This is a genomic window from Microbacterium croceum (genome assembly GCF_023091245.1).
GTDB lineage: Bacteria > Actinomycetota > Actinomycetes > Actinomycetales > Microbacteriaceae > Microbacterium > Microbacterium croceum.
Genome location: NZ_JAHWXN010000001.1, coordinates 734720 through 756891 on the forward strand (window position 1 = coordinate 734720; position 22172 = coordinate 756891).

Below are 22172 nucleotides of genomic sequence, written 5' to 3' on the forward strand. Positions count from 1 at the left end.
GCTCCAGCATCCAGCATCGAAGCATGACCGCACAGCTGCACACTCCTCAGATCATTCTCGGAACCATGGACCACGGCACCCGTGTCGACGAATCCACCGCGTTCCGACTTCTCGACCGCTTCATCGAAGCCGGCGGCCACTGGCTCGACACCGCCAACTGCTACTCGTTCTGGAGCGACCCGACCGGTCTGGGCGGTGCCAGTGAACGCACGCTCGGTGCCTGGATGCGGGCGAACCCCGGCGTGCGTTCTGCCATCGGCCTCGCCACCAAGGTCCGGCAGGACCCGCTGGTCGCCCACTCGTGGCCGGAGAGCGCGGAGGGCCTCTCGTCCGACGCCATCAGGGCAGGACTCGACGGCAGCCTCGAACGTCTCGGCGTCGATCACGTGGATCTGTTGTGGGCCCACGCGGAAGACCGGTCGGTCGATCTCGCCGAGACTGTCGCCGGCTTCGGAGAGGCGGTCGCCGAGGGGCGTGCCACCCGCATCGGCGCGGCCAACCACGCGTCGTGGCGGGTGCAGCAGGCGCGCGAGCTCGCTCGCCGGCAGGGGGTGGCCGAGTGGTCGGCGCTGCAGCTGCGACACTCCCTCGTGCAGCCCCGGCCGGGTACCACGGTCCCCGAAGCAGGCCACAAGCTCCTCGAGCCGGACGACCTCGACTTCGCCCACACAGAGGGCCTCGCGCTCTGGTGCTACACGCCCCTGCTGATGGGCGGATACACCCGCGCGGATCGCCCGTTCTCCGACGGCTATGCACACCCGGGAACGGATCGGGTGCTGCGTGTGCTCGACGAGGTCGCGCGCGAGGTCGGCGCGACGCCGAACCAGGTCGTGCTCGCCTGGCTGATGAGTCAGGGGATCTCGCCCCTGGTCGGGGCGAGCAGGGTGGAGCAGATCGACGAGGCCATGGGAGCGCGGGAGGTCACGCTGTCCGCGCACCAGCTCCGCCGATTCGGGGATGCCCGCTGAACACGCACCTCGTCAGCGCGGCGGGGGATGCCAGCGCCATCGCCACACACGACGAAGGCCTCGGCGTCCCCACAACGCCGAGGCCTCGCGAGCGCATCACGGCTGCATACCGCTGCACACTCTGAGCAGTTGGTGTCCGTGTCGTCTCGCACTCCCCAGTGCGCGAGACTCCGCGTTGACTGCGCCTCCCTCGTGCCTCGACCCTCCGAGGCCCTCCGCATGACACCTTCCGAAGAACAGGAGCGCCGACCCCCCGCGGTGATACACCGAATGGAGAAAAAGTTCAGAATCCGCTGCCGTGGCACTGGAACGGTGCGCGATGGCCGGTCGAGACGGATGCCGCGGCCAGAGCAGCAGCGGGGGTCACGCCGCGCGCGAGCTCGCCATGCACCGCGCTGAGCAGCTCGCACGCCACGTCATCCGGCACCACCACCGGTGCCGCGATCACGCAGCGCGTTCCTGCGTGCAGCCAGACCCGTGTCATGCCGAGCGCCTCCTCGCCCCAGCGCACCGACGAGCGGCCGAGCTCGCATGCCGAGAGGATCACGGTGTCCGGCACGGTCGGGATCAGGTCGACGTCGTAGCCGAACAGGGTGCCGTCGGTGAGCTCGAAACCCGAGAACAGCGGGTTGTCGACGGCGTGGCGGCCGTGGGCGGCGATGTGCAGCAGGTCGCTCGTGCCGGCGAGGGTCGTGACGGCCGAGACGGTCGCCTCCGGTCCATGCAGCAGCACCGGGGATGTGCCCCACGCGGCGGCGGCGAGCCCGATCTCCTCGCCGGCCCGCGGCACGCGAGGGCCGGCGGCGAACCCGATGCGGGCGCCGTTCTCTCCGGGGCGACGACGATCCGCGCTCCACCGCGAGACCGAGGTCGCGAGCGTGAACGGGGTGCCGTGCATGCCGGGGAGCATCGCCCAGGGCACTCCGGCGAGGATGCCGGGCGAGGTCACCACCAGCTGTCGCGCCGACCCGCGCACCGGTGCGAGGAGTTCGGCATCGAGCACGGCCAGGCGCGCGTCGAGCGAGCGGGCGATCACCTCGGCCATCGGCCCGCCGCGCGTGAGGGCGGCCACGTCGAGGTCGGCGCGCAGTCCGTCCAGCGCCGACTGCACACGCGACAGCGACAGGTCGACGATGCGCGCAGCGGATGGCGTCACCACGACGCAGTGCAGCGCCGCGCCCGTGAACACGTAGGCGAGCACGGCGGTGTCCGCATCGAGCAGGGCCGTGGTCTGGGCGAGGTCGACGCGTTCGTTCGTGCCCCCGGAGCCGGTCGAGGACCACTGCCGCTCCCGCACCCGATCGCGCAGTACCCGCACGCGGGCGTCGGTCGTCCAGTCCTGACCGGCGAGGTCGGCGCGCAGCATCCGCAGTTCGGCGAGATCCGTCGCGAGGGCGTCGTCGTGCGGAGGACGCAGTGGCGCGACCTGTTGACTCAGATGCCGGGCGCGCTCGGACCAGGCGAACAGCGTCTCCGGATCGCGGGTGCGTGCCGCGGCGGTCAGCCCGGCGAAGACGAGCTCGCTCCCCTGCATCGCCACCGAGGCCTGCAGGTCGAGTGCGCCGAACGACTGCTGCCATCCCGTGAGCAGATCGAGTCCTGCGGCCGCGGCGCGCAGTGCATCGCGGGGACGCCCGGTCGCGGCGGCCCGCGCCGCCCGCACCTCGTGCACGCGCAGACGCAGCGGCGCGGGGGCGTCGTCGGCGACACTCGGCAGTCGTCCCCCGCCGTCTCGTCGTGCGCTGAGGCGCAGGGCCGTCGCCTCGGTGCGCAGCCCGGCGCGATCGAGGGCCGACGCCGTGCGCCTCACCTCGTCCTCGCTCGGGCGCCGTCGCGAGGCGCTGCTGAGCTGGGCCTCCAGCCGCACGGCGTCGGCCCGCGCCTCCCACCCGGCACTGCCCAGTGCCGCGAACCGGCGCGCCGCGGTGCGTGCTGCGCGCTCGGCGGCGGTGACGTCGTGGCGCAGCAGCGAACGGGCGAGATGCAGCTCGGCCTCTCCCCGGGCCTGCCGCATCCGCTGCGCGCCGAACCGCACCGCCACCTGGCCGAGCAGGGCTTCGGCCTCGGTGGTGAGACCCGCATCGCGCAGTACTTCGGCACGGTCGAGGTCGCTGATCGCCGCCGACAGGTCGCTCATCGCCGCGAGGGTCGGACGGGAGCGGGTCATGAGAGCCAGCGCCGTGACCAGGTCGCCGCCGAGCAACGCCGCGTAGCCGAGGTTGTGACGTGCCTCCGCGAGGGGCTCCGCGTCGCCGTTCGCCTCGTACACGGCGACTGCGCGCTGCAGATCGGCGACGCACGCCTCGAGGCGATGCTGCTGCATCCGCAGCATCGAGCGGTTCATGAGGCAGTTCGCGAGCTCGGTCGTCTCGGTGCTCATCGCCTCGATGGAACGCGTGAGCATCGTCTCGGCCTCTTCCAGCCGTCCGGAGTGCATCAGCAGCGTGCCGAGCTGTCCGCTGAGCACTGCGACCGTCTCGTCACCGAGCCCATCGCGGTCGAGGGCCTCGCGGCAGAGGCGCTCGGCCTCCGCAGGCTCTCCGGTCTGTGCGAGCACGTACGCCCGGGTGCCATCGATGCGTGCGCGCAGGTCGGGGTCGTCGGTCCGAGCGGATGCCGTCGCCAGCGCACGCCGGGCCGCCGCGAACCGTCGGGAGTTGGCCGCTTCGACCCCGCGCCGGTGCAGCTCTTGTGCGGACAGGGGCATCGTCCCAGAATGCCGTGCCCCGCGCCCGGGCGGAAGGGCCGCGGACGTGTCCGGGCGGCGGCATCCGGGTTTCGTCGGCCCGCTCCCGCGTCCTGTCTCGGCATCCCGTCGTGCGTCCCGTCTTCTGCCCACCTGCAGGAGGAATGACGGGATGCAGGAGGAATCGCCGTGGATTCCTCCTGCAGTCCGCGGCATCTCCTGCAGGTCGCGCGGGTGCGCGGGCCGTGCGGCGGCGTGCGGGCTCAGTCCACAGGCGAAGGGAGAGCCGCCATGACGGCCTTGACGGCGGATGCCGCTTCGACCCGCCCGGCGCCGACGATGCCGAGGTGCGCGGCGATGAGGCCGGCGACGTACGGCGCCGCGAACGAGGTGCCGCTCCACACGGCGAAGCCGCCCCGGTAGTCGTCGGGATCGATCGTCTCGCGGTGCAGCCCGTCGACATCGGCCCTGGTCGTCGCCTGGGCTCCACCGACGAACGCCGGTGAGGTGCTGACCACGGCAGCGCCCGGTGCGTACACCCGCACCCAGGGGCCGACGTTCGAGAACAGGGCGACCGAGCGGCCCGACGGGTTCAGCGCGCCGACCGACACGTGCGGGGCGCCGCGATCGGGTCCGATGCCGTTGTCGGCGCCGGGCCATGGCCACAGCGACGCCGGGAACGACGGGCGGTCGATCGCGTCGTTGCCCGCCGAGCACACGACCACGCACCCCAGTTCGCGCGCCTTGGCGAGCAGGGCGTACAGGGTGCGGCTGAACTGACCGTCGACGGGGGTCTCGTGGTAGTACCCGAGCGACAGGTTGAGCACGTCGATCGGATGCCCGGTCTTCGGGTTCTCCCGGTAGCGGCGCAGCAGCTCGATGACCTGAGCCAGGCTCTCGAGCAGGGAGCTCTCGTCCACGACCCCGAGCGCCCCGGCCACGCGGACCGAGACGATGTCGGCATCCGGTGCAGCCTGTCGGATGATGCCGGCGATGAAGGTGCCGTGACCGGCGACGGCGTCGATCTCTCCGTCGAGCTGCCCGTACAGGTCGGGGTAGCGCTCGGGGTCGGCGTCATCCGTGAGGCCGATGGGCACGCCATCGAGCTCCAGGTGCCGGGTCACGATGTCGTCCGGCAGCCAGTCGTGCACCCCGCAGCCGGTGTCGAGCACCGCCACGACCGGCCGGCGGCCACGCTTCGGCGCAGGCCCGCGCCGCGGTGCGGGTCCGAGCCAGGTCACCGGCTGGCGTGCGCCCCTGCCCGGTTCGAGGTAGTCGTCGCTGCCGGCGCCTCGTCCTTCCACCGGGTTGGTGCGGCTGAACGGGTTCGTGCGGCTGAACGGGTTGGTGCGGCTGAACGGATTGAGTCCGACCGGGTCGATCGACAGCACATGCTCCAGACCGGTGCGCGGCATCACCGACCGCGACATCCGGCGCGCGCGCTGCAGCACGCGCCAGGCGTCCGGTGCGACCGGGGACTCCCCGCGTCCCGGCTCGTCGGGCGTGGTCAGGCGCGCGCGCAGGAACCCCGGCACTCCCGGCACGAGCTCGCGCGCGCCGCCCTCTGGCTGCTCGATCTCGAGCAGCCATCCGAAGCTGTCCGCGGCATCGCGCAGTGTGCGGATCTCGCGGTCATACGCTTCGTTGTCCTGCAGATCCTGCGTGATCAGCAGCCGTTCGGGGAGATAGGCGGTGGGGAAGGCACGGATGCCGTCCACGGGTTCCAGGCTCGGGTCGAGCGCGGTGCCCCGCCGGATCGATCCTTCCGCGCGGTCCTGCCAGGTCCACCCTCTGGGCTGCTCCATCGGTCATCCTCTCCGTGCGGGTGGCCCCGCCCCTGCGCCCGAAGGCGTCTACAACTCGAACTGCGGCGTCGACAGCGTGCGGGGTTCCCCGTTCGCGCCGGTCGTCGTCAGATGCACCCGTGTGAGTCCGGGCGGTACCTCGTCGAAAGAGAAGCGTCCGGTCTCGGCGGGCTCCGTCGCGCGCGACCTCTCGCCCTGTACGAGCGTGATCTCGGCGGCGGCGGTGTCGACCCACCCGTCGACGCGTCGGCGCCCGGACGCCGTTGTCGTCACATGCAGCAGGATGCTGGTGACTCCGTCGCTGAACTGCAGGGTCAGCGCATCGGCGTCTCCCCGCACCGAACCCAGCTCGCTCTCGACGAGGGTCAGCAGGGCGTACTCCTGGCTCAGCCCGTCGGAGGCGACCGCGGCGATCATGCGATCGATCAGCGTCGCAGGCACGGGGTCGACCTCGCGCCAGAGCGCACGCAGCTGGGCGAAGACCTCGGCGTCGTCGTGGTCGCTCATGCGAGACCTCCTGCACTCGGCGCGTCCAACAGGGCGCGGAGCTTGGCGAGGCAGCGCTGGCGGGTCGGACCGATGCTCCCGATCGGCATCACGAGGTCGGCGGCGAGGCGGGTGTAGTCGGGACGGTCGTCGAAGGCGATGACGCGCAGCAGTCGCTGGCAGCGCTCGGCCAGGCGTGTCACGGCCGCCCAGAGCCGCCGCTTCTCGTCGCTGAGCGTCGCGTGCTCCTCGGCCGATTGCTGCTCGGGGAGCAGGATGTCGAGGTCGTCCGTGTCGGTGGTCTCCACGCGGCCCTGCGCCTTGCCCACACGCCAGGCCTCCCGGCGGGCCGTGGTCGTCAGCCACGCGGAGACCGCCCGGGCGTCGGCGATGGAGGCATGCCCGCGCACCAACTGCAACCAGGTGGTCTGCACGACGTCTTCCGCGAGGGTGCGTTCGAGCCCGTAGGCGCGCACGACGTGCCAGAGCACAGGCGTCATCAGACGCACGAGCTCGTCCATCGCGCGGCCATCGCCCTCTCGCCATGCGTCGAAGAGCTCGGCTGCCCGCTGCCAGCGCGCCGGCCCGTTCTCCGATGCAGGATCGAGTGCGGCGCCGGGTGCACCGTCGATCATGAAGCCCATTGTGATCACATCTACCAGGAGCACGGCAAGGGCTTCCTGATACATCGGGTGTCACCGGGCGCTTCGGTATCCTTCCGCGGGGCGTGCCGTGCCGCTTGCAGGAGAAAGCGCGGAATGCAGGACCGTTTCGCGGCGAGTCATCCTGCAGGTCGAACATCCTCCTGCAGACCGCGCGGATGACGGGGCACGCGGATGCGGATGCCCGAGCCGATAGCGTGGAGTGGTGATCCCGCTCGCCATCGTGCTCTTCCTCAACGCCGCCTTCAACGCCGTCGTCTGGCCGCAGTTCTACAAGCGGGTCGCGAAGGATCCGCGGGCCCGTGACGCGAACGGCAAGGCGACACCGTTCCTCACCGTGCACGTGGTACTGATCTCGATCGCCCTGGTGCTCGCGCTGGTCTCGGTGCTCGTCGGCATCGCCGCGCTCACAGGCGCACTGTAGGCGGGCCAGCCCTGGCGCTCAGTCCTGAGCGACCGTAGCCCGGTCAGAGCTTCGGAGTTCACGGGTGACGCGCCGACATCCGGTGTCGATCCCCGGCGTGTCGCTGACGATCTCCGAAGTTGTGTCCGGGGCGGCGGATGCTCGGAGCTCTCCCCCACGAGGGCGGGGCCGGTCAGTGCTCGCGCTCTGCCAGCGTGCGGCGCAGGGCGGGCCCGAACAGCTGGATGAGTGCAGCCACGACGGCCCAGAGTACGAGCGCCGTCAGCGCGACATCGCCGACGAGAGCGAGCCAGTCCACGGTCGTCGCCACCGGATCGACCCGGTCGCCCACGATCTCGACCGTAGTGGGATAGTCGGCGGGCTGGTACCGGCTGAGATCCTGGTGATACCAGGGGATCGGCCATCCGAAGGCCACGTCGCGCAGCTGCGAGGGCGAGTGCACCGTCACGGGGATCAGTTGCGCGATCGTCCAGGTGATGGCGAGGGCGGCGGCGAGGAGTCCGGATGCCTGCACGGCGATCGCCGGCCATCGTCGTCCCTGCATCGCTCCTCCTCAGGCCGCTGCCGCCCACACGCCACCCTAGAGGAGCCCGGTGCGATGCCTCACCGCACCTCGAACTGCTTCGCGTGCTCGGCCCACTTCGACTCGATCGGCAGCGCGCGCAGCGCCCGGTTGCCGATGGCCAGCGCGACCGCGATCAGGCACAGGGCCGCGCAGGCGAGGATGGTCCACTGCCGACCGAGCAGCGTCAGACCGAAGCCGGCGATCAGCGGCGCGAGCGGCATCGCCCCCATGCCCAGCACGCCGGCCGCACTGTTGGCGCGTCCGAGCAGCTGCGTCGGGGTCGCGACCATGAAGTAGCCCATCATGCTGGCGTTGAGCGACGGCAGCAGCAGCACCGCGGTGCCGAGCACCGCGATGATCGCCCACGGGGTGGTCACCGTCGAGAGCGCGATCACGGCGGCGGCAGCGACCGCGAGCCCGACGATCGTCAGCATGCCGGCACCGATGCGCGGCACGAGCAGCGGTGCCACGATCGCCCCGGCGAGCATCGCGATCCCGATCCCCGCCGAGAGCGTGCCGATCAGGAGCTCCGGATACCCGTCCTGCTGCAGTGCGTAGATCACGGTCGTGATCGCGGCGTTGAAGCCCAGGTTGATGATCGTGGTGATCAGCAGCACGCCGCCGAGATCGGGCCGGGAGAACAGCCAGGTGAAGCCCTCGCGCATCTCCCGCCAGGCGTTCGGTTTCGCGGTGGCGGTGCTGTCGAAACCGGGATCATCCGTCGCGGCGCCGGCGAGTCGTGGCCCGGCGCGCCGCGGCTCGCCGGCATCGTCTCCGTTTTCGCCCCAGCGGCCGCGCCCCAGCATCCACGCCGTCAGCGCGGCGATCAGGTGGCAGACGGTCATCGCGACGCCGACGAGCCATCCGCCCACGCCGAGCAGCAGGCCGCCGAGCGGTCCGCCGGCGAGCTGCAGCGCCGCATCCCGTCCTTGGTTCGCGGCCTGCGCGCGCCCCATGCCGTCATCGGGGACGATCTCCTTGATCGCGCTCTCGCCCGCGACGTCGAACAGCCCGCTGCGGGCGGCGAGCAGCACGTCGATCACGAGCAGCGTGGTGAAGGTCAGTGAGCCCGACAGGGCGAGGGCCGTGAACGCCCCCGCCAGCACGATGCCGATCAGCGATCCCCACAGCATCAGCCCGATGCGCGGATGACGATCGGCGAGGATGCCGCCGGCGAGCGTCGTGAGCAGGCGGGCGATCATCGCCGCGGCGCCGATGATGCCGGCCTGGGCGGGGTCGTCGGTGATGATCAGGGCGAGCAGGGGGATCGCGAAGGCGAACAGTGCGGCCGCGAGACCCTTGCTGGTGTCGCTCACGAGCCAGGTGAGGTAACGGGTGTTGCGCCACAGGCGGTGCGGAGCGGTCACAGTGGTCATGCGTCGAGAGTAGATGCGCAAGAAGAATTGCGCAAGTTCTATTGCGCAATTTTGAGTGCGGATAGACTCGCGACATGAGCGAGGAGCAGAAGCGGCCCGATCCGGTGTGGATGACATCGGCCATGCTCAAGGCCTATACGCATCCGCTCCGCCGGCAGATGCTGCAGCTGTTCCGACAGCGCGGGCACCTGCGGGCGGCGGACATCGCCGAGGCGCTGGGGGTTGCGGCCAACAGTGCGAGCTTCCATCTGCGCGTCCTCGCCGACGCCCAGTTGATCGAGGAGGCACCGGAGCATGCTCGTGACCGCCGCGATCGTGTGTGGGTGGCGCGCAGGCAGGCGCTGAGCGTCGGTGGTCCCGAGAGCCCGGTCCCCGACGAGGTGCTCGGCGGGGTGATGATCAACGCGCTCGCCGAGGAGCACAACGAGATGCTGCGCCGCGTGCTCGCCTGGACGCCCGAGTACATCAGCGGCCGTACGACGGAGACCCACGCGGCCTTCTCGCAGCGCTCGGTGCGGCTCACCGGCGCCGAGTTCGATGCGCTGATTGAGCGCATCGACGACGTGGTGTCGGCGGCCGTCGAGGCGCATGACCCCGCCGATCCGGACAGTCGTCCGTGGCAGATCGATCTGCTCGCGGCCGACGATCGGATCTGACCTCAGCGCACCTGGAACGACGGATGCCGCGCCGCACGAGCGAGTGCGGGCGCGGCATCCGATATCCGATGCGGGGGCTGATCTCAGGGGATGGCCCTCCGGAAGGCGAGGAACGAGACTCCGCTGAGCACGGCGACCACGACCAGTCCCCACAGAGCGAGCCCGAATGCGCCGAGGGTGCCGACCGTGCGCCACACGTCGAGCCACAGTTCGAGCCGCGTCGCGAGGAACAGGAGCCCGACCAGCACCAGTGCGAGCCCGATGCCCGTGATCGTGAGCACCGTCGGGCCCCAGCTCTTGTAGATCGTGGCCCCGGTGAAACCGAGCACGAACAGGAGCAGGGCGAGCGTGAAGTAGGCGAGGAAGGCGCCGAAGGGGCCGGTCTCCCACAGCCACGGCAGGTAGAACATGTAGCCGTTCAGGCCGAACCCGTTCGTGGCCATCTCGATGCCGGCACCGATCAGGAAGATCGCGCCGAGGAAGGCGCTGCCCATGATCGCGGTGAGCAGCGTGCCGGTGAAGAACTCCCGCCGGGTGATGCTCATGGCCTGCGAGAACGGGAAGGTGAGGGTCATCGCAGAGATGCCGATCGCGAAGAAGTACCAGAGCGGTGCCTGGCCTGCCCCGATGTACTTCGGCCCATCGCCCGGGATCATCGCGTAGATCAGCACCCCGAGGACGGTGACGCTGCCGAGGATGATCAGCGGCACCCAGATGAAGGTCTGGCGGTTGATCAACTGCAGGCGGATGACGTTGAGTGTGCGTCGCATCAGCGGACCTCCTCTTTCGCGGCGGACTGTGCTTCCGCCTTCTGGGTGAGACGGACGACGAGCTGCTGCAGCGAGACCGGAGCCAGGTCGAGGCCCCGTGCGCTGACCTCTGCGCGTTCGGTGGCTGACAGCGCGCCCAGCACGGTCACCGAGGCGACGCGTCCGAGCGACTCGCGGTGGAGCACCTCGCGAGAGCCGACCCATCCGTCGACCGTCGCGGCATCGCCGACGACCGTGACGGCGCGATCGCGCACGGCATCCGTGTCCTCGTTGAGGAGGATCGTGCCGTTGTCGATCACGATGACCTTCTCGATGAGGTTGGAGACCTCGTCGATCAGGTGCGACGAGAGGATGACGGTGCGCGGATGCTCGGCGTAGTCCTCGAGCAGCCGGTCATAGAAGATCTGCCGTGCGACGGCGTCGAGACCGAGGTAGGGCTCGTCGAAGAAGGTGAGATCGGCGCGGGAGGCGAGTCCGATGATCACGCCGACCGCCGAGAGCTGACCGCGCGACAGCTTCTTGATCGTCTGCTTCATCGGCAGCTGGAACTGGGTGATGAGCTCGTCGGCGAAGCCCTGATCCCAGTTCGGGAAGAACAGGCTCGCGGCCTTGAACGCGTGCTTCGGGTAGGCGTCGTCGGGGTACTTCTGGCTCTCGCGGACGAAACAGATGCGGCCGAGGACGCGGGTGTTCTCGTAGGGGTGCTCGCCGAAGACCCGGACCGTGCCGGAGGTCTCGAAGTTCTGGGCCGTGAGGATCGACATCAGCGTCGTCTTGCCGGCGCCGTTGCGACCGAGCAGGCCGTAGATCGCACCCCCGTCGAGCGCGAGTGAGACGTTGTCGAGCGCGCGGGTGTCCTTGTACGTCTTGGTGAGGTTCTGCACCTCGATGACGGCGGTCATGCGGGGTTCTTCCCTTCTGTGGTGGTGTGCGCGGCGCGCTGCCGGAGCAGCTCCGCGAGGTCGTCGGCGCCGAGTCCGAGCGTGCGGGCCTCGGCGAGGAGCGGGTCGATGAAACGGTCGGCGAAGGCTGCACGCCGTTCGCCCAGAAGCAGCTCCTTGGCGCCGTCGGCGACGAACATGCCGATGCCGCGGCGCTTGTACAGCACTCCCTTGTCGGTGAGCATGGCGACTCCCTTCGCTGCGGTGGCCGGGTTGATGCGATAGAACGCGGCGAGCTCGTTCGTGGAAGGAGCCTGTGCTTCCTCGGCGAGAGAGCCGTCGAGGATCGAGTCCTCGATCTGCTCGGCGATCTGGAGGAAGAGCGGCTTGCCTTCTTCGATCACGAGTCCTCCGGTCGGTTAGTGGGTTAGTTACTCGACTAAGTAACCACGTAACCGGGGTCGTGTCAAGCGCCGAGTGCACCGCCGGTCGCGCGGATGCGGCGGCGTGGGGTCAGGCGCGGGGGAGGCCGACGTACATCGAGGCGTGCAGCTCGGCGACGTGGTCGAATGCGAGGCGGCTCGCGGATTCCGCATCTCCGGCTCTGAGCGCGGCGACGAGTCGGGCGTGCTCCTCGTTGGAGGCGCGCAGATAGTCGATCCGGTACGGGATGAAGTACGCGTAGAGCTCGTGGGACACGCGGTGATGCAGCTCCACGGCGCCGCTGACGCCGGATGCCTCGGCGAGAGCGGCGTGGAAGGCGCTGTCCGCCGTGCGGAAGCCCGTCCAGTCCGGTGCGGCGCGCATGTCGTCGACGAGCGCGTCCAACCGGGCGAGCGATCGTTCATCCGGGCGCGTGCTCACGAGCGCCGCGAGCCCCGCCTCGAGCGTGGCGCGCTGGTCGATCAGTGCGTGCACGTGGGCGGCATCCGCACGGTAGGCGTCGGTCTCGATCACCGTGCCGACCGTCGGGGCATCCGCGATGAAGGTGCCGCCGGCATGGCCGGGGCGGCGCACCACGACGCCTTCGTCGCTGAGCTGCCGATAGGCCCGCCGCACGGTCATCTCGCTGACCTCGAAGGCGCGGGCGGTGTCGTCCGGGCCCGGCAGGCGCTGCCCCGGAGCCAGCATGCCCAACTCGACGGCGAGCGAGATGCGCGCCCGCACGGTGTCGACCGCGGTGGTGCGGCGGATCGCGCCGAGGGCGGGGGAGGTGAGGTCCATGACCCTCCCCCGTCTCGTGTCGGCCGGCGCGCGTCAGTCCGTCGTGGTGGCCTCGACCGGATCGGCGTCGAGGCGGAAGCGCCTGCCCAACACGATACCGATGACCATGGCGGCGACGGGAATGAGCGCGAGCACCGCGCTCACGGCGACGCTGCCGCCGGTGACCAGCGTGAAGTTCGACAGCACCAGCCAGAGCGCGAACGCGAGTCCGATGACGGCGAGGATCGGGAACACTCGCGCGCCGGCGGTGCGCCCTGTGGCGAGTTCGGGGCGCCGCACGAAGAACACCAGCACCGCGATCGACGTCGTCAGCATGAGCAGCACCATGCCGACCGTGGCGACGCCGGCCATCGATCCGAAGACGCCGACGAGCGGGTCCAGGCCGAGGAGCGCGAGCACGGCGAGCAGGATGGCTGCGGTGATCGTCTGCACGACCGAGGAGAACGCCGGCGAGTGGTGCGAGGCGTGACGACGACCGAGCCGGGCGGGCAGCACGGACTTCTGCGCGAGGGTGAACTGGTAGCGGGCGATCACGTTGTGGAAGGACAGGACGCAGGCGAACAGGCTCGTGATCAGCAGCACCTGCACGACGTCGCGGAGGATCGGGCCGAGGTACGTCGTCGTGGTGTCGAGCAGCAGGTTGCCCTCGCCGGCGAGCGTCTGCTGCGCGATGGCGACCGCATTGCTCGCGCCCACGCCGGTCACGAGTGCCCAGCACGAGATGGCGTAGAACACGCCGATGATGATGACGGCGAGGTAGGTCGCGCGCGGAATGGTCTTCTCCGGATCGCGGGCCTCATCGCGGAAGACGGCCGTCGCCTCGAAGCCGATGAACCCGGTGAGCGCGAACAGCACGGCCACCCCGATGCCGCCCGAGAAGACGTAGGCGGGGTCGAAGGTCTCCAGCGCGATGCCCTCGGCGCCACCGGTCGAGAAGATGACCACGTCGAGGATCACCACCACCAGGATCTCCAGCGCCAGCGCCACACCGAGCACCTTGGCGCTCAGGTCGATGTGCCGGTACCCGAGCACCGCGACGATCGCCATCGTGGCGAAGGAGTAGAGCCACCACGGCAGGCTCGGGCCGCCGAAGAACGTGACGAGGTCGTCGACCGCCCACCCCATGTATCCGTAGATGCCGACCTGGATCGCGGTGTAGGCGATCAGGGCCGTGAAGGCCGAGCCGAGTCCGAGTCGCGCCCCGAGTCCGGCGGTGACGTACGAGAAGAACGCGCCTGCCTCCTTCACGAACGGGGTCATCGTGACGAAGCCCACCGAGAAGATCAGCAGGATGACGGCGGCGAGGGCGAACCCGATCGGCGCTCCGGGGCCGTTGCCCGCGCCGATGGCGATGGGGACGTTGCCGCCGATGACGGTGAGCGGGGCGGCCGCGGCGATGACCATGAAGACGATGGCGCCGGTGCCGAGCTGGCCGTCGAGGCGCTGGCGCGGCTCGACAAGGGGGGAGACGGTCATGGTGTGGCTTTCGCAGAGGGTCCGTGGTGGACGCGGGAGGGGAGGTCGTTCAGTACAGTTCTGGCCGACGGTCGGCGAGGTAGGGGTTCTCCTGCCGCGCGCGACGCGTCGCATCGGGGTCGATCGTGGCGACCAGCAGGCCGACGTCCGTCGCGCCGAGCGAGGCGAGCACCTCGCCGTCGGGGGCGACGATGCTGCTGCGCCCGACATACGTGAGGTCGCCCTCGCTGCCGACGCGGTTGACGTAGACCACGTGGATCTGGTTCTCCCAGGCGCGGACCGGGATGAGCCGCTCGGCGATGTGCGCGTACGGCTCCATCTGCGCGGTCGGCACGATGACGGCATCCGCGCCGTCGAGCGCCGCGCGGCGCACCGTCTCGGGGAACTCGACGTCGTAGCAGATGAGCACGGATACACGCACGCCGTCGATCTCGACGATGCCGGGGAGGGCATCACCCTCCGCGAAGAGGCTGCGGTCGAGGGCGCCGAACAGATGCGTCTTGCGGTAGCGGAGCAGCTCGGTGCCATCGCGGTCGATCAGGACCAGGGAGTTCGTGATGCGGCCGTCAGGGAGCGTCTCGGGCAGACCGGCGACGATGGCGATACCGGTGTCGAGCGCGATGCGGGCGATCCGGTCGCTGAGATCCGGCGTCGCCAGGGGTGCCAGGCGGGATCCGATGTTGTACCCGGTGACGAACATCTCGGGGGTGACGAGGATGCGCGCTCCGCGCGTGGCCGCTTCCTGGGCGGCCGCGGTGATGACGGCGAGGTTGGCGTCGACATCACCGGGAGTCCCCTGATGCTGAAGTCCGGCGATGGTCAGGGTCATGCGGATGCTCCTCGTGCGTCGATGCACCTATCAAACAGATCAAAGTGATCTATTTGATGTCCATTGTGTTTCGCGCGCGTTTCCTCCGCAAGCCCCTGTCTGCGTGATGGGGGCCGTCAGCCCGTGATGTCGCGACGCTGCGCGCGCCAGTCCTCCACGATCTGCAGCATCCGCGTCGAGAGGAAGCGGAAGAACTCGGCGAGCTCCCGGGCGCGGTCGTGCGCGCCCTGATCGTCGGCGTGCTCGGCGGCGATGTCGTCGATGTACTCCGAGAGGCGGGAGTAGACCGGCAGGTTCCCGACGATCGAGCTGACGAACGGATCGTGCACGAACTCGTAGCGGTCGCGGCGATCGCCCGGCCGCGACCGGCGCTGGATGAAGTGCAGCTGCTGCAGGTAGCGCACCGCGCCCGACACCGCGGCGGCGGAGACGCCGAGGCGCTCCGACAGCTCGGCCGCCGTGTATCCGCCCTCGGGGGCGGCGACCAGAGCCATCATCACCCGCGCCGGCATACGGGCCATCCCGGCGGCGGTCATCATCGCCGCCGCCTGCTCCGCGGGTTCGACGGCGCGGTGTGCCGAGGCAGGGTCGAGGTCGTCGGTGCTGTCGTCGGGCATCGGTCCTCCTAGGTGCCGGGCGCGAGCTCGCGGCGCCGCATCAGCGTCAGGGCGGCGGCGCCACCGGCAGCAAGGGCGAGCACCAGCCACCACAGCCCGCGCACATCCACCCCGCTCCCGTCGACCACGGGGGTCACGGCGAACGGCGAGAGGTTCGCTGTCCACTCGGGCAGACCGAACAGCGGCCCGAACATCCCGAGCAGGGCGGCGAACAGCACCAGGCTCCACGCCACCGCCGCCGTCGCCCGGGGGAGCATCACGAATACCACGGCCGGGAGCACGGCGAAGATCGCCGCGGCGACCGCTTGCCCGAGCCCGGCCACCGCGACGACCCGGTAGAGCGCGTCGTCGCCGCCGTTCGACCAGACTCCGATCCATCCGGCGACCACAGCGGCGGCGATCACGATCAGCGCCGCGACCACGCCGACGATCATGAAGTCCGCGAGCCAGCGCACGCGGCCGACCGGCGTCGCCAGCACCGCCTCCGCCGTGCCCCTGGTCTCCTCCTGCCTGGCCCTCACCACGGTCTGCACGGCGCAGCAGGCCGCGAGGATGCCGAGCAGCGTGAAGAACACCGTCACCACGACCTCGTCGAGACCGCCGGTGGCCCCGCCGATCTTCTTCAGGATGTCGGCGACCGCAGGGTTCTCGCCCGAGATCTGGTCGACCAGACCGCTCAGCGTCGTCGCGAGGATGCCGGTGAGGGCGCCGCCGACCGCCCAGCCGACGATCGACCCTGCGGTCAACCGCCACACCAGCGCCTGCGGAGAGGAGAGAGCGGCGGGCGCCGACATCCGCCCCCGCCGCTCCGCCACGAAGCCGGCATCGATGTCGCGCACCGACTGCAGGCCCACGGCCGCCGCGGAGAGCGCGAGTCCGAAGGCCAGCGCGAGGAACACGGGTGCGACCTGGTCCGTGTCGTACGGGCGGGTCTGCTCCGCCCATCCGAACGGAGAGAGCCAGACCGGCCAGGCGCTCGTCATGCGCGACAGGTCATCGCTCGGCGTGCCGGCCGCGTTGCCGATGCCGCGGATCAGGAAGGTCGCCACCAGCACCCAGATCGTGAGGGAGTTCGCCCCCCGCGAGGTGCGCATGAGCTGCGCGGCGATCAGCGCGATGCCGAGGAACGCGATGCCGCAGGCGCCGGCCGCCGCTGCAGTCAGCAGCGAGCCTGCCGTCGGCAACCCGGTGGCGATCAGGGCCAGCGCGGTCAGCGCGGCGAGGACGAGATTCGCGAGGATGCCGTGCACGGCGGTCGCGATCGTCGGCAGTCGGCGCCCGGCCGGTGTCGCCCAGACGAGCTCGGATCGTCCGGCCTCTTCATCGCCGCGGGTGTGCCGCACGGCGAGGAAGCTGCTCATGAGAGCCGCGAGCAGGGCGAGCCAGGGCAGGACCGCGAAGGCCAGGAAGGCGCCCTCGGAGGTGCCGGACGGCAGTCCACGGAACATCAGGATCACCGGGTTCGCGAGCGCGGCAACCAGGATGTTCTGCCGGTCGGCGAGGGTCGCGTACGACTGGGTCACGCCCGCATACCCGGCGAACGCCATCAGCGCGGTGCCGACGATCCACAGGGTCAGCTGCAGCCAGTCCCTCCGCAACCGCTGTTGCAGCAGCATGCCGAAGCGGGACATCACGCACGACCGCTCTGCGCGCGCCGGGCTCGACGGGTGCGGGGTGCGGAGTCATCCGCTCCGCTCGGCGCTCCGCCGTCCTCCGCGGTCTCGAGGGTCGCGAGGTCGTCGCCGTAGTGGCGCAGGAACAGCTCCTCGAGTGACGGGGGAGCGACCCGCAGATCGGTGATGCCGAGCGCCGCGAGGGCGGGCAGCACCGTGGCGGTGCGGTCGCTGTCGACGGCGAGACGGATGCGGTCGCCCTGCAGCGACGGATCGTGCACGTCGGGGATGCGGGCGACCTGGGCGAGTGTCGCTCCCGAGGGGGTGAACGACACGTCGCTGCGGGTGAGGTGCCGCAGCTCGCCGAGGGTGCCCGTCTCGACGATGCGGCCGGCGCGGATGATCGACACCCGGTCGCACAGCTGCTCCACCTCGCTCATGATGTGGCTCGACAGCAGCACGGTCGCGCCGTTCGCCCTGGCGCGCGCGACCTCATGCTGGAAGATGACCGCCATCAGCGGATCCAACCCGCTGGTGGGCTCGTCGAGGATGTACAGGTCGGCGGGTACGGCGAAAGCGGCGATCAGCGCGACCTTCTGCCGGTTGCCCTTGGAGTACGCGCGGCCTTTCTTGCGCGGGTCGAACTGGAAGGCCTCGGAGAGGCGTTTCTTCTCGTGCTGATAGGCGTCGTCCTTCGTGCGGGCGCCGCGGAGGCGGGCCAGGAGGTCGACGGCCTCGCCACCCGACAGGTTCGGCCACACGCTGACGTCGCCGGGGACGTACGCGATGCGCCGGTGCAGGTCGACGGCGCGCTGCCACGGGTCGTCGCCGAACACGGTCGCTGTGCCGCCGGTGCGGCGGGCGAGGCCGAGGAGGATGCGGATCGTGGTGGACTTGCCCGCGCCGTTCGGGCCGAGGAACCCGTGCACCTGTCCCTGCTCGACAGTCAGGTCGAGCCCGTCGAGAGCGTGCACGTGTCCGTAGTGCTTGGTGAGGTTCTGGGTGGCGATGACGGTGGTCATGCGCGGGAGCGTACGCCGTATTCACAATGTTGTGAATACGGTGAAACAACGCATGCGAAATCCTTACGGACGCCGCGTACAGTGGGCTGGTGCCGGAGTTCCCCTACAGTCGCCTGCGCCGGTGGCCCGACGTCGAGGCGGACAACCTCCAGGCGCACGATGCCACCGATCTGCTGCTCGTCGAGAGGGCGCTCGAGACCATCGCCGCGCGCGACCTCGGCGGCTCGGACGTGACCGTGATCGGCGACGAGTACGGCGCCATCACGCTCGCCCTGACCGATGCCGGAGTGCGCGGCATCCGCGTGCACCAGGACCTCGCGACCGGCCGCCGCGCTCTCGCCCGCAATGCGCAGGAGCTCGGACTCGACGACTTCGATGCGCACGAGCTCGACGCGGACCTGCTCGACGGTGCGCGGCTCGTGCTGCTGCAGCTGCCGAAGGCATTGGCCGAGCTCGAGCAGATCGCCGACGCCGTCGCCCGATGGGCCGCGCCCGACGTGGCGCTGATCGCGGGAGGCCGCGTCAAGCACATGACCCTCACCCAGAACGAGGTGCTGGGGCGGAGCTTCGTCCGGGTGCAGGCCGAGCGGGCAGCGCGCAAGTCGCGGCTGCTGGTCGCGGAGGAGCCGCGCGAGGTGCCGGCGACCCCGCCGTTCCCCGTCACCGCGGCGCACGACGGGTTCCGCCTCGTGGCCTTCGGGGGCGCGTTCGCGGGGGCCCGGATCGACATCGGCACGCGGGTGCTGCTCGATGTGCTCGGGTGTGGCCGTTCACAACTCCTCAAAACCGGGGCCGACTACGCCGATTCGGGGTCGATTCGACCCGAAACCGCCCGTTCTTCCGGAGTTGTGAACGACACGGGCGCCGTGCCGACCGTGGTCGACCTCGGCTGCGGCACCGGTGCGCTCGCGATCGCCTACGCCCTCGCCCACCCCGACGTGCGCGTCATCGCCACCGATCGCTCGGCCGCGGCCGTCGCCTCGGCCCGTGCGAGCGTCGCGGCGAACGGCCTCGCCGACCGCATCACCGTCACGCACGACGATGCCGCGTCCGACCTCCCCGACGGCGGGGCCGATGTCGTGCTGCTGAACCCGCCGTTCCACCTCGGCACCAGCATCCATGTCGGCGCGGCCACCCGTCTGTTCGAGGCTGCGGCGCGTCTGTTGAGGCCGGGTGGAGAGCTGCTCACGGTGTACAACTCCTCGCTCTCGTATCGGCCCGAGTTGACCCGTCTGATCGGTCCGACCGAGCAGCTGCAGCGCACGGCGAAGTTCACGGTCACGCGCAGCATCCGACGCGGCTGATCGACGCCGCGAGGGGTCAAGACGCGCCGCGTCCGGACCCCGGGTCGCGGCGTGTTCTGACCCCTCGCCGGGTGCGCGAAATCGCTGCACGGGAGACTGAAAGAACCCTATGCAATCCCCGGTCAGACGGTGAAAGCGGCGCATCCCACCGCGGCGGGATTTGCCTCTGACCGGCCATTTCGTTACGTTGGAATGCGGGCCTGACGGTCCGAAGACCAGTCCGCGGCCACGTCCTTCTTTCGATGAGCTGTGCTGCGAAGAGGCGTGGGCGTACGGTCGATGCTCTATCGCGGTGGATCCGAAATCCGCCGTCCGCGCCGCCACAGCACCTTTCTCGAAACGGCCGGGAGCGTCACCCGGGCGTAACCGAAGCAGGCTCAGCCACCCGAAGGCGAGCCGCAGGGGAAACGTGTCCGAAATCGCTCTTGAAGCGCGCAATCTGTACAAGGTGTTCGGGAAGAATCCGAGCGCCGCCGTCCGTCGACTGAAGGCCGGTGAGAGCAGGGCAGACGTCACCGATTCCGGAACCGCCGCCGTCATCGACGCCAGCTTCACCGTGAACCGGGGCGAGATCTTCGTGATCATGGGGCTCTCCGGCTCCGGCAAGTCGACCATCATCCGCATGCTCAACGGCCTGCATGAGACCACCGACGGCTCGGTCATCGTGAACGGCGACGCCATCACCGGCATCCCGGCGTCGCGACTGCGCGAGATCCGCCGCGACCGCATCTCGATGGTGTTCCAGCACTTCGCGCTGCTGCCGCACCGCACCGTGGCCGCGAACGTCGCCTACCCGCTCGAGCTCAAGGGCGTCGGCAAGGCCGAGCGCCTCGCGAAGGCCGAGGAGATCCTGGGGCTCGTCGGGCTCGAGGGCCAGGCCGAGAAGCTCCCGTCCGAGTTGTCCGGCGGTATGCAGCAGCGCGTCGGCATCGCCCGCGCGCTCGCGGCCGACAGCGACATCCTGCTCATGGATGAGGCGTTCAGCGCCCTCGACCCGCTCATCCGCCGCGAGATGCAGGAGCAGCTGCTCGATCTGCAGGAGAAGCTGCAGAAGACCATCGTCTTCATCACGCACGACCTCAACGAGGCGATGTTCCTCGGCGACCGGATCGCCGTGATGCGCGACGGTCGCATCGTGCAGATCGGCACCCCGGAGGACATCCTCACCGACCCCGCGAACGACTACGTCGAGCAGTTCGTGCAGGACGTCGACCGTGCCCGCGTGCTCACCGCGGCGAACGTCATGGAACGGGCGCGCCCCGTCGTCCCCGACACCGCCGGTCCGCGCACGGCCCTGCGCCAGATGCGCGACGCCTACATGTCGGCCACCTATGTCACCGGGCGTGACCGCAAGCTGCTCGGCATCGTGACCGACCGCGACGCCGTGAAGCTCGTGCGCAACGGCACATCGACCCTGCGCGACGTCATCAAGCCCGTGCCGCAGAGCGTGAGCGAGGACGAGGTGCTGATGAACCTGTTCGTGCCCTCGGTCGAGTCTCCGCTGCCGCTCGCGGTCGTGGATGCCGAAGGCCGGCTGGTCGGTGTCATTCCGCGCGTCACGCTTCTCGCCGCCCTGGGCCCCGGGCCCGGTGCGACCGGCGAGCTGACCCTCCCGCTGCTGCCGATGCCCCAGGCCGAGATCGATGCCGTGCTGGATGACGGCTGGACGGCGGATCCGCCCCCTTCGACAAGCTCAGGGGCCCAGGGCAGTGACGACATGATCGGGGAGGTGCGCTGATGGACGGTTTCCGCATTCCCATCGGAACCTGGGTCGCGACCGGCGTCGACTGGATCAAGGCCAACCTCGACGGACTGCTCGATGTGGTCTCGTTCGTCGTGAGCTTCCTCGTCGACTCGCTCACCCGCGCGCTGCTGAGCCCGCACTTCGCGGTCATCATCGTGATCGCCGCCCTCATCGCCTGGGTCGTGCGCTCCTGGCAGCTCGCGATCGGCACGGTCGTGTCGTTCGGGCTGATCGTCGCCATGAACCTCTGGGTGCCGGCGATGCAGACCCTCGCCCTGGTGCTCGTCGCCGCGATCGTCGCCGTGCTGATCGCCGTGCCCCTGGGCATCTGGTCGGCGCGCAACTCCTCGGTGCGCGCGGTGCTCAAGCCCGTGCTCGACTTCATGCAGACCATGCCGGCCTTCGTGTACCTGATCCCGGCGATCGTGTTCTTCGGCATCGGCGTGGTCCCCGGACTCGTCGCGACGGTCATCTTCGCGCTCCCCCCTGGCGTGCGACTGACCGAGCTCGGCATCCGCGGTGTCGACTCCGAGACCGTCGAGGCCGGACAGGCCTTCGGCGCGAAGCCGGGGCAGATCCTGCGCGGCATCCAGCTTCCGCTCGCGATGCCGACCATCATGGCCGGCGTCAACCAGGTCATCATGCTCGCCCTGTCGATGGCGGTCATCGCTGGAATGGCGGGTGCCGACGGTCTGGGGAAGATGGTCGTCGAGGCGATCTCGACCATCAACATCCCCAAGGGTGTCGAAGCAGGTCTCGGTGTCGTGCTGATCGCGGTCTTCCTCGACCGTGTCACCGCGGCCCTGGGATCCGCCGGGCAGAACCCCTCGTCGCTTCTCGGCACGATCACACGCCGCAGGACGAAGCAGCGCGCGGATGCGGCATCCGCCGTGTCCCCCGCGTCCGATGCGCCAGAGCGCACCCCCGCTCTCACGCACTGATCCCCCGCGTGGTCGATTCCGCATCTCCGGCGAGCCCCGGCGGATGCGGGATCGACCCCGCAGAGCACGACCGCAACACACCACACACAGACGTACGAATATCCATACGGAACCAGGAGACAG

Annotated in this window: 21 protein-coding genes; 6 read left to right on the forward strand and 15 right to left on the reverse strand. The window is 70.1% G+C overall.

Going from position 1 to position 22172, the window contains the following annotated elements; translation table 11 throughout:
- Nucleotides 1-23: 23 nt before the first annotated feature.
- On the forward strand, nucleotides 24-968 hold the full coding sequence (locus tag KZC51_RS03455; protein WP_247628615.1) for an aldo/keto reductase: 945 nt from the start codon (nucleotides 24-26) through the stop codon (nucleotides 966-968).
- A 283-nt stretch (nucleotides 969-1251) separates the two neighbouring features.
- Here the strand turns inward: KZC51_RS03455 and KZC51_RS03460 are convergent, their stop codons facing one another.
- The 4 genes from KZC51_RS03460 to KZC51_RS03475 all read right to left on the reverse strand — a co-directional run bounded on the left by KZC51_RS03460 (nucleotide 1252) and on the right by KZC51_RS03475 (nucleotide 6580).
- Entirely contained in the window at nucleotides 1252-3675 is a 2424-nt protein-coding gene (locus KZC51_RS03460) for a CHAT domain-containing protein (RefSeq protein WP_247628616.1), read from the reverse strand.
- A 242-nt stretch (nucleotides 3676-3917) separates the two neighbouring features.
- Nucleotides 3918-5459: a S8 family peptidase gene (locus tag KZC51_RS03465; protein ID WP_247628617.1), complete on the reverse strand. Its 1542-nt coding sequence runs from the start codon at nucleotides 5457-5459 to the stop codon at nucleotides 3918-3920.
- A 48-nt stretch (nucleotides 5460-5507) separates the two neighbouring features.
- Nucleotides 5508-5966: a hypothetical protein gene (locus tag KZC51_RS03470; protein WP_247628618.1), complete on the reverse strand. Its 459-nt coding sequence runs from the start codon at nucleotides 5964-5966 to the stop codon at nucleotides 5508-5510.
- A complete protein-coding gene (locus KZC51_RS03475; RefSeq protein WP_247628619.1) occupies nucleotides 5963-6580 on the reverse strand; it encodes an RNA polymerase sigma factor in 618 nt (205 codons plus the stop codon). The genes KZC51_RS03470 and KZC51_RS03475 overlap by 4 nt, the downstream gene beginning before the upstream one ends.
- 229 nt (nucleotides 6581-6809) lie before the next feature.
- Between KZC51_RS03475 and KZC51_RS03480 the strand changes: the two genes are divergently transcribed.
- Nucleotides 6810-7031 carry an SCO4848 family membrane protein gene (locus KZC51_RS03480; protein ID WP_247628620.1) on the forward strand — a complete coding sequence of 74 codons (222 nt, stop codon included), beginning with the start codon at nucleotides 6810-6812 and terminating at the stop codon, nucleotides 7029-7031.
- A 172-nt stretch (nucleotides 7032-7203) separates the two neighbouring features.
- On the opposite strand, the gene KZC51_RS03485 is transcribed toward KZC51_RS03480, so the two are convergent.
- Nucleotides 7204-7575 carry a hypothetical protein gene (locus KZC51_RS03485; protein ID WP_247628621.1) on the reverse strand — a complete coding sequence of 124 codons (372 nt, stop codon included), beginning with the start codon at nucleotides 7573-7575 and terminating at the stop codon, nucleotides 7204-7206.
- Between the two features lie 59 nt (nucleotides 7576-7634).
- Nucleotides 7635-8972 (reverse strand): MFS transporter, encoded by a 1338-nt coding sequence (locus KZC51_RS03490; protein ID WP_247628622.1) that lies wholly within the window; start codon nucleotides 8970-8972, stop codon nucleotides 7635-7637.
- A 74-nt stretch (nucleotides 8973-9046) separates the two neighbouring features.
- Between KZC51_RS03490 and KZC51_RS03495 the strand changes: the two genes are divergently transcribed.
- Nucleotides 9047-9628 carry a winged helix-turn-helix domain-containing protein gene (locus KZC51_RS03495; protein ID WP_247628623.1) on the forward strand — a complete coding sequence of 194 codons (582 nt, stop codon included), beginning with the start codon at nucleotides 9047-9049 and terminating at the stop codon, nucleotides 9626-9628.
- A gap of 83 nt (nucleotides 9629-9711) precedes the next feature.
- Here the strand turns inward: KZC51_RS03495 and KZC51_RS03500 are convergent, their stop codons facing one another.
- The 9 genes from KZC51_RS03500 to KZC51_RS03540 form a co-directional block, all read right to left on the reverse strand.
- Nucleotides 9712-10398, reverse strand: coding sequence for a hypothetical protein (locus tag KZC51_RS03500; RefSeq protein WP_247628624.1), 687 nt, complete (start codon nucleotides 10396-10398; stop codon nucleotides 9712-9714).
- Nucleotides 10398-11300, reverse strand: a complete 903-nt coding sequence (locus KZC51_RS03505) for an ABC transporter ATP-binding protein (RefSeq protein WP_247628625.1) — start codon at nucleotides 11298-11300, stop codon at nucleotides 10398-10400. Before KZC51_RS03505 ends, KZC51_RS03500 begins: the two co-directional genes overlap by 1 nt.
- Complete coding sequence (locus KZC51_RS03510) at nucleotides 11297-11683, reverse strand: GntR family transcriptional regulator (RefSeq protein WP_247628626.1); 387 nt, start codon at nucleotides 11681-11683, stop codon at nucleotides 11297-11299. The genes KZC51_RS03505 and KZC51_RS03510 overlap by 4 nt, the downstream gene beginning before the upstream one ends.
- Before the next feature lie 109 nt (nucleotides 11684-11792).
- The gene (locus KZC51_RS03515) at nucleotides 11793-12503 is read right to left on the reverse strand and encodes a FadR/GntR family transcriptional regulator (RefSeq protein ID WP_247628627.1); all 711 of its coding nucleotides are present in this window, start codon (nucleotides 12501-12503) and stop codon (nucleotides 11793-11795) included.
- A gap of 33 nt (nucleotides 12504-12536) precedes the next feature.
- Nucleotides 12537-13979, reverse strand: a complete 1443-nt coding sequence (locus KZC51_RS03520) for an APC family permease (protein ID WP_247628628.1) — start codon at nucleotides 13977-13979, stop codon at nucleotides 12537-12539.
- 49 nt (nucleotides 13980-14028) lie between these two features.
- Entirely contained in the window at nucleotides 14029-14808 is a 780-nt protein-coding gene (locus KZC51_RS03525; protein WP_247628629.1) for a carbon-nitrogen hydrolase family protein, read from the reverse strand.
- A 116-nt stretch (nucleotides 14809-14924) separates the two neighbouring features.
- Nucleotides 14925-15425, reverse strand: coding sequence for a GbsR/MarR family transcriptional regulator (locus tag KZC51_RS03530; protein ID WP_247628630.1), 501 nt, complete (start codon nucleotides 15423-15425; stop codon nucleotides 14925-14927).
- Nucleotides 15426-15433: 8 nt separating this feature from the next.
- Nucleotides 15434-17056, reverse strand: a complete 1623-nt coding sequence (locus KZC51_RS03535) for an ABC transporter permease (RefSeq protein ID WP_247630581.1) — start codon at nucleotides 17054-17056, stop codon at nucleotides 15434-15436.
- A complete protein-coding gene (locus KZC51_RS03540) occupies nucleotides 17056-18060 on the reverse strand; it encodes an ABC transporter ATP-binding protein (RefSeq protein ID WP_247628631.1) in 1005 nt (334 codons plus the stop codon). Before KZC51_RS03540 ends, KZC51_RS03535 begins: the two co-directional genes overlap by 1 nt.
- Nucleotides 18061-18149: 89 nt before the next feature.
- On the opposite strand from KZC51_RS03540, the gene KZC51_RS03545 reads away from it, so the two are divergent.
- The 3 genes from KZC51_RS03545 (at nucleotide 18150) to KZC51_RS03555 (ending at nucleotide 22049) form a co-directional block, all read left to right on the forward strand.
- The gene (locus KZC51_RS03545) at nucleotides 18150-19364 is read left to right on the forward strand and encodes a class I SAM-dependent methyltransferase (protein WP_247628632.1); all 1215 of its coding nucleotides are present in this window, start codon (nucleotides 18150-18152) and stop codon (nucleotides 19362-19364) included.
- A gap of 409 nt (nucleotides 19365-19773) precedes the next feature.
- On the forward strand, nucleotides 19774-21102 hold the full coding sequence (locus KZC51_RS03550; RefSeq protein ID WP_247628633.1) for a quaternary amine ABC transporter ATP-binding protein: 1329 nt from the start codon (nucleotides 19774-19776) through the stop codon (nucleotides 21100-21102).
- The gene (locus KZC51_RS03555; protein ID WP_247628634.1) at nucleotides 21102-22049 is read left to right on the forward strand and encodes an ABC transporter permease; all 948 of its coding nucleotides are present in this window, start codon (nucleotides 21102-21104) and stop codon (nucleotides 22047-22049) included. Before KZC51_RS03550 ends, KZC51_RS03555 begins: the two co-directional genes overlap by 1 nt.
- The last annotated feature ends 123 nt before the right edge of the window (nucleotides 22050-22172 follow it).

What these genes read in the sequence shown, in the direction of transcription:
- KZC51_RS03505 (WP_247628625.1), bottom strand. Translation starts at nt 11,300, where the DNA reads ATGACCGCCGTCATCGAGGTGCAGAACCTCACCAAGACGTACAAGGAC.
- KZC51_RS03500 (WP_247628624.1), bottom strand. Translation starts at nt 10,398, where the DNA reads ATGCGACGCACACTCAACGTCATCCGCCTGCAGTTGATCAACCGCCAG.
- KZC51_RS03535 (WP_247630581.1), bottom strand. Translation starts at nt 17,056, where the DNA reads ATGTCCCGCTTCGGCATGCTGCTGCAACAGCGGTTGCGGAGGGACTGG.
- KZC51_RS03475 (WP_247628619.1), bottom strand. Translation starts at nt 6,580, where the DNA reads ATGATCGACGGTGCACCCGGCGCCGCACTCGATCCTGCATCGGAGAAC.
- KZC51_RS03465 (WP_247628617.1), bottom strand. Translation starts at nt 5,459, where the DNA reads ATGGAGCAGCCCAGAGGGTGGACCTGGCAGGACCGCGCGGAAGGATCG.
- KZC51_RS03495 (WP_247628623.1), top strand. Translation starts at nt 9,047, where the DNA reads ATGAGCGAGGAGCAGAAGCGGCCCGATCCGGTGTGGATGACATCGGCC.
- KZC51_RS03485 (WP_247628621.1), bottom strand. Translation starts at nt 7,575, where the DNA reads ATGCAGGGACGACGATGGCCGGCGATCGCCGTGCAGGCATCCGGACTC.
- KZC51_RS03555 (WP_247628634.1), top strand. Translation starts at nt 21,102, where the DNA reads ATGGACGGTTTCCGCATTCCCATCGGAACCTGGGTCGCGACCGGCGTC.
- KZC51_RS03490 (WP_247628622.1), bottom strand. Translation starts at nt 8,972, where the DNA reads ATGACCACTGTGACCGCTCCGCACCGCCTGTGGCGCAACACCCGTTAC.
- KZC51_RS03530 (WP_247628630.1), bottom strand. Translation starts at nt 15,425, where the DNA reads ATGCCCGACGACAGCACCGACGACCTCGACCCTGCCTCGGCACACCGC.
- KZC51_RS03515 (WP_247628627.1), bottom strand. Translation starts at nt 12,503, where the DNA reads ATGGACCTCACCTCCCCCGCCCTCGGCGCGATCCGCCGCACCACCGCG.
- KZC51_RS03455 (WP_247628615.1), top strand. Translation starts at nt 24, where the DNA reads ATGACCGCACAGCTGCACACTCCTCAGATCATTCTCGGAACCATGGAC.
- KZC51_RS03525 (WP_247628629.1), bottom strand. Translation starts at nt 14,808, where the DNA reads ATGACCCTGACCATCGCCGGACTTCAGCATCAGGGGACTCCCGGTGAT.
- KZC51_RS03520 (WP_247628628.1), bottom strand. Translation starts at nt 13,979, where the DNA reads ATGACCGTCTCCCCCCTTGTCGAGCCGCGCCAGCGCCTCGACGGCCAG.
- KZC51_RS03460 (WP_247628616.1), bottom strand. Translation starts at nt 3,675, where the DNA reads ATGCCCCTGTCCGCACAAGAGCTGCACCGGCGCGGGGTCGAAGCGGCC.
- KZC51_RS03470 (WP_247628618.1), bottom strand. Translation starts at nt 5,966, where the DNA reads ATGAGCGACCACGACGACGCCGAGGTCTTCGCCCAGCTGCGTGCGCTC.
- KZC51_RS03540 (WP_247628631.1), bottom strand. Translation starts at nt 18,060, where the DNA reads ATGACCACCGTCATCGCCACCCAGAACCTCACCAAGCACTACGGACAC.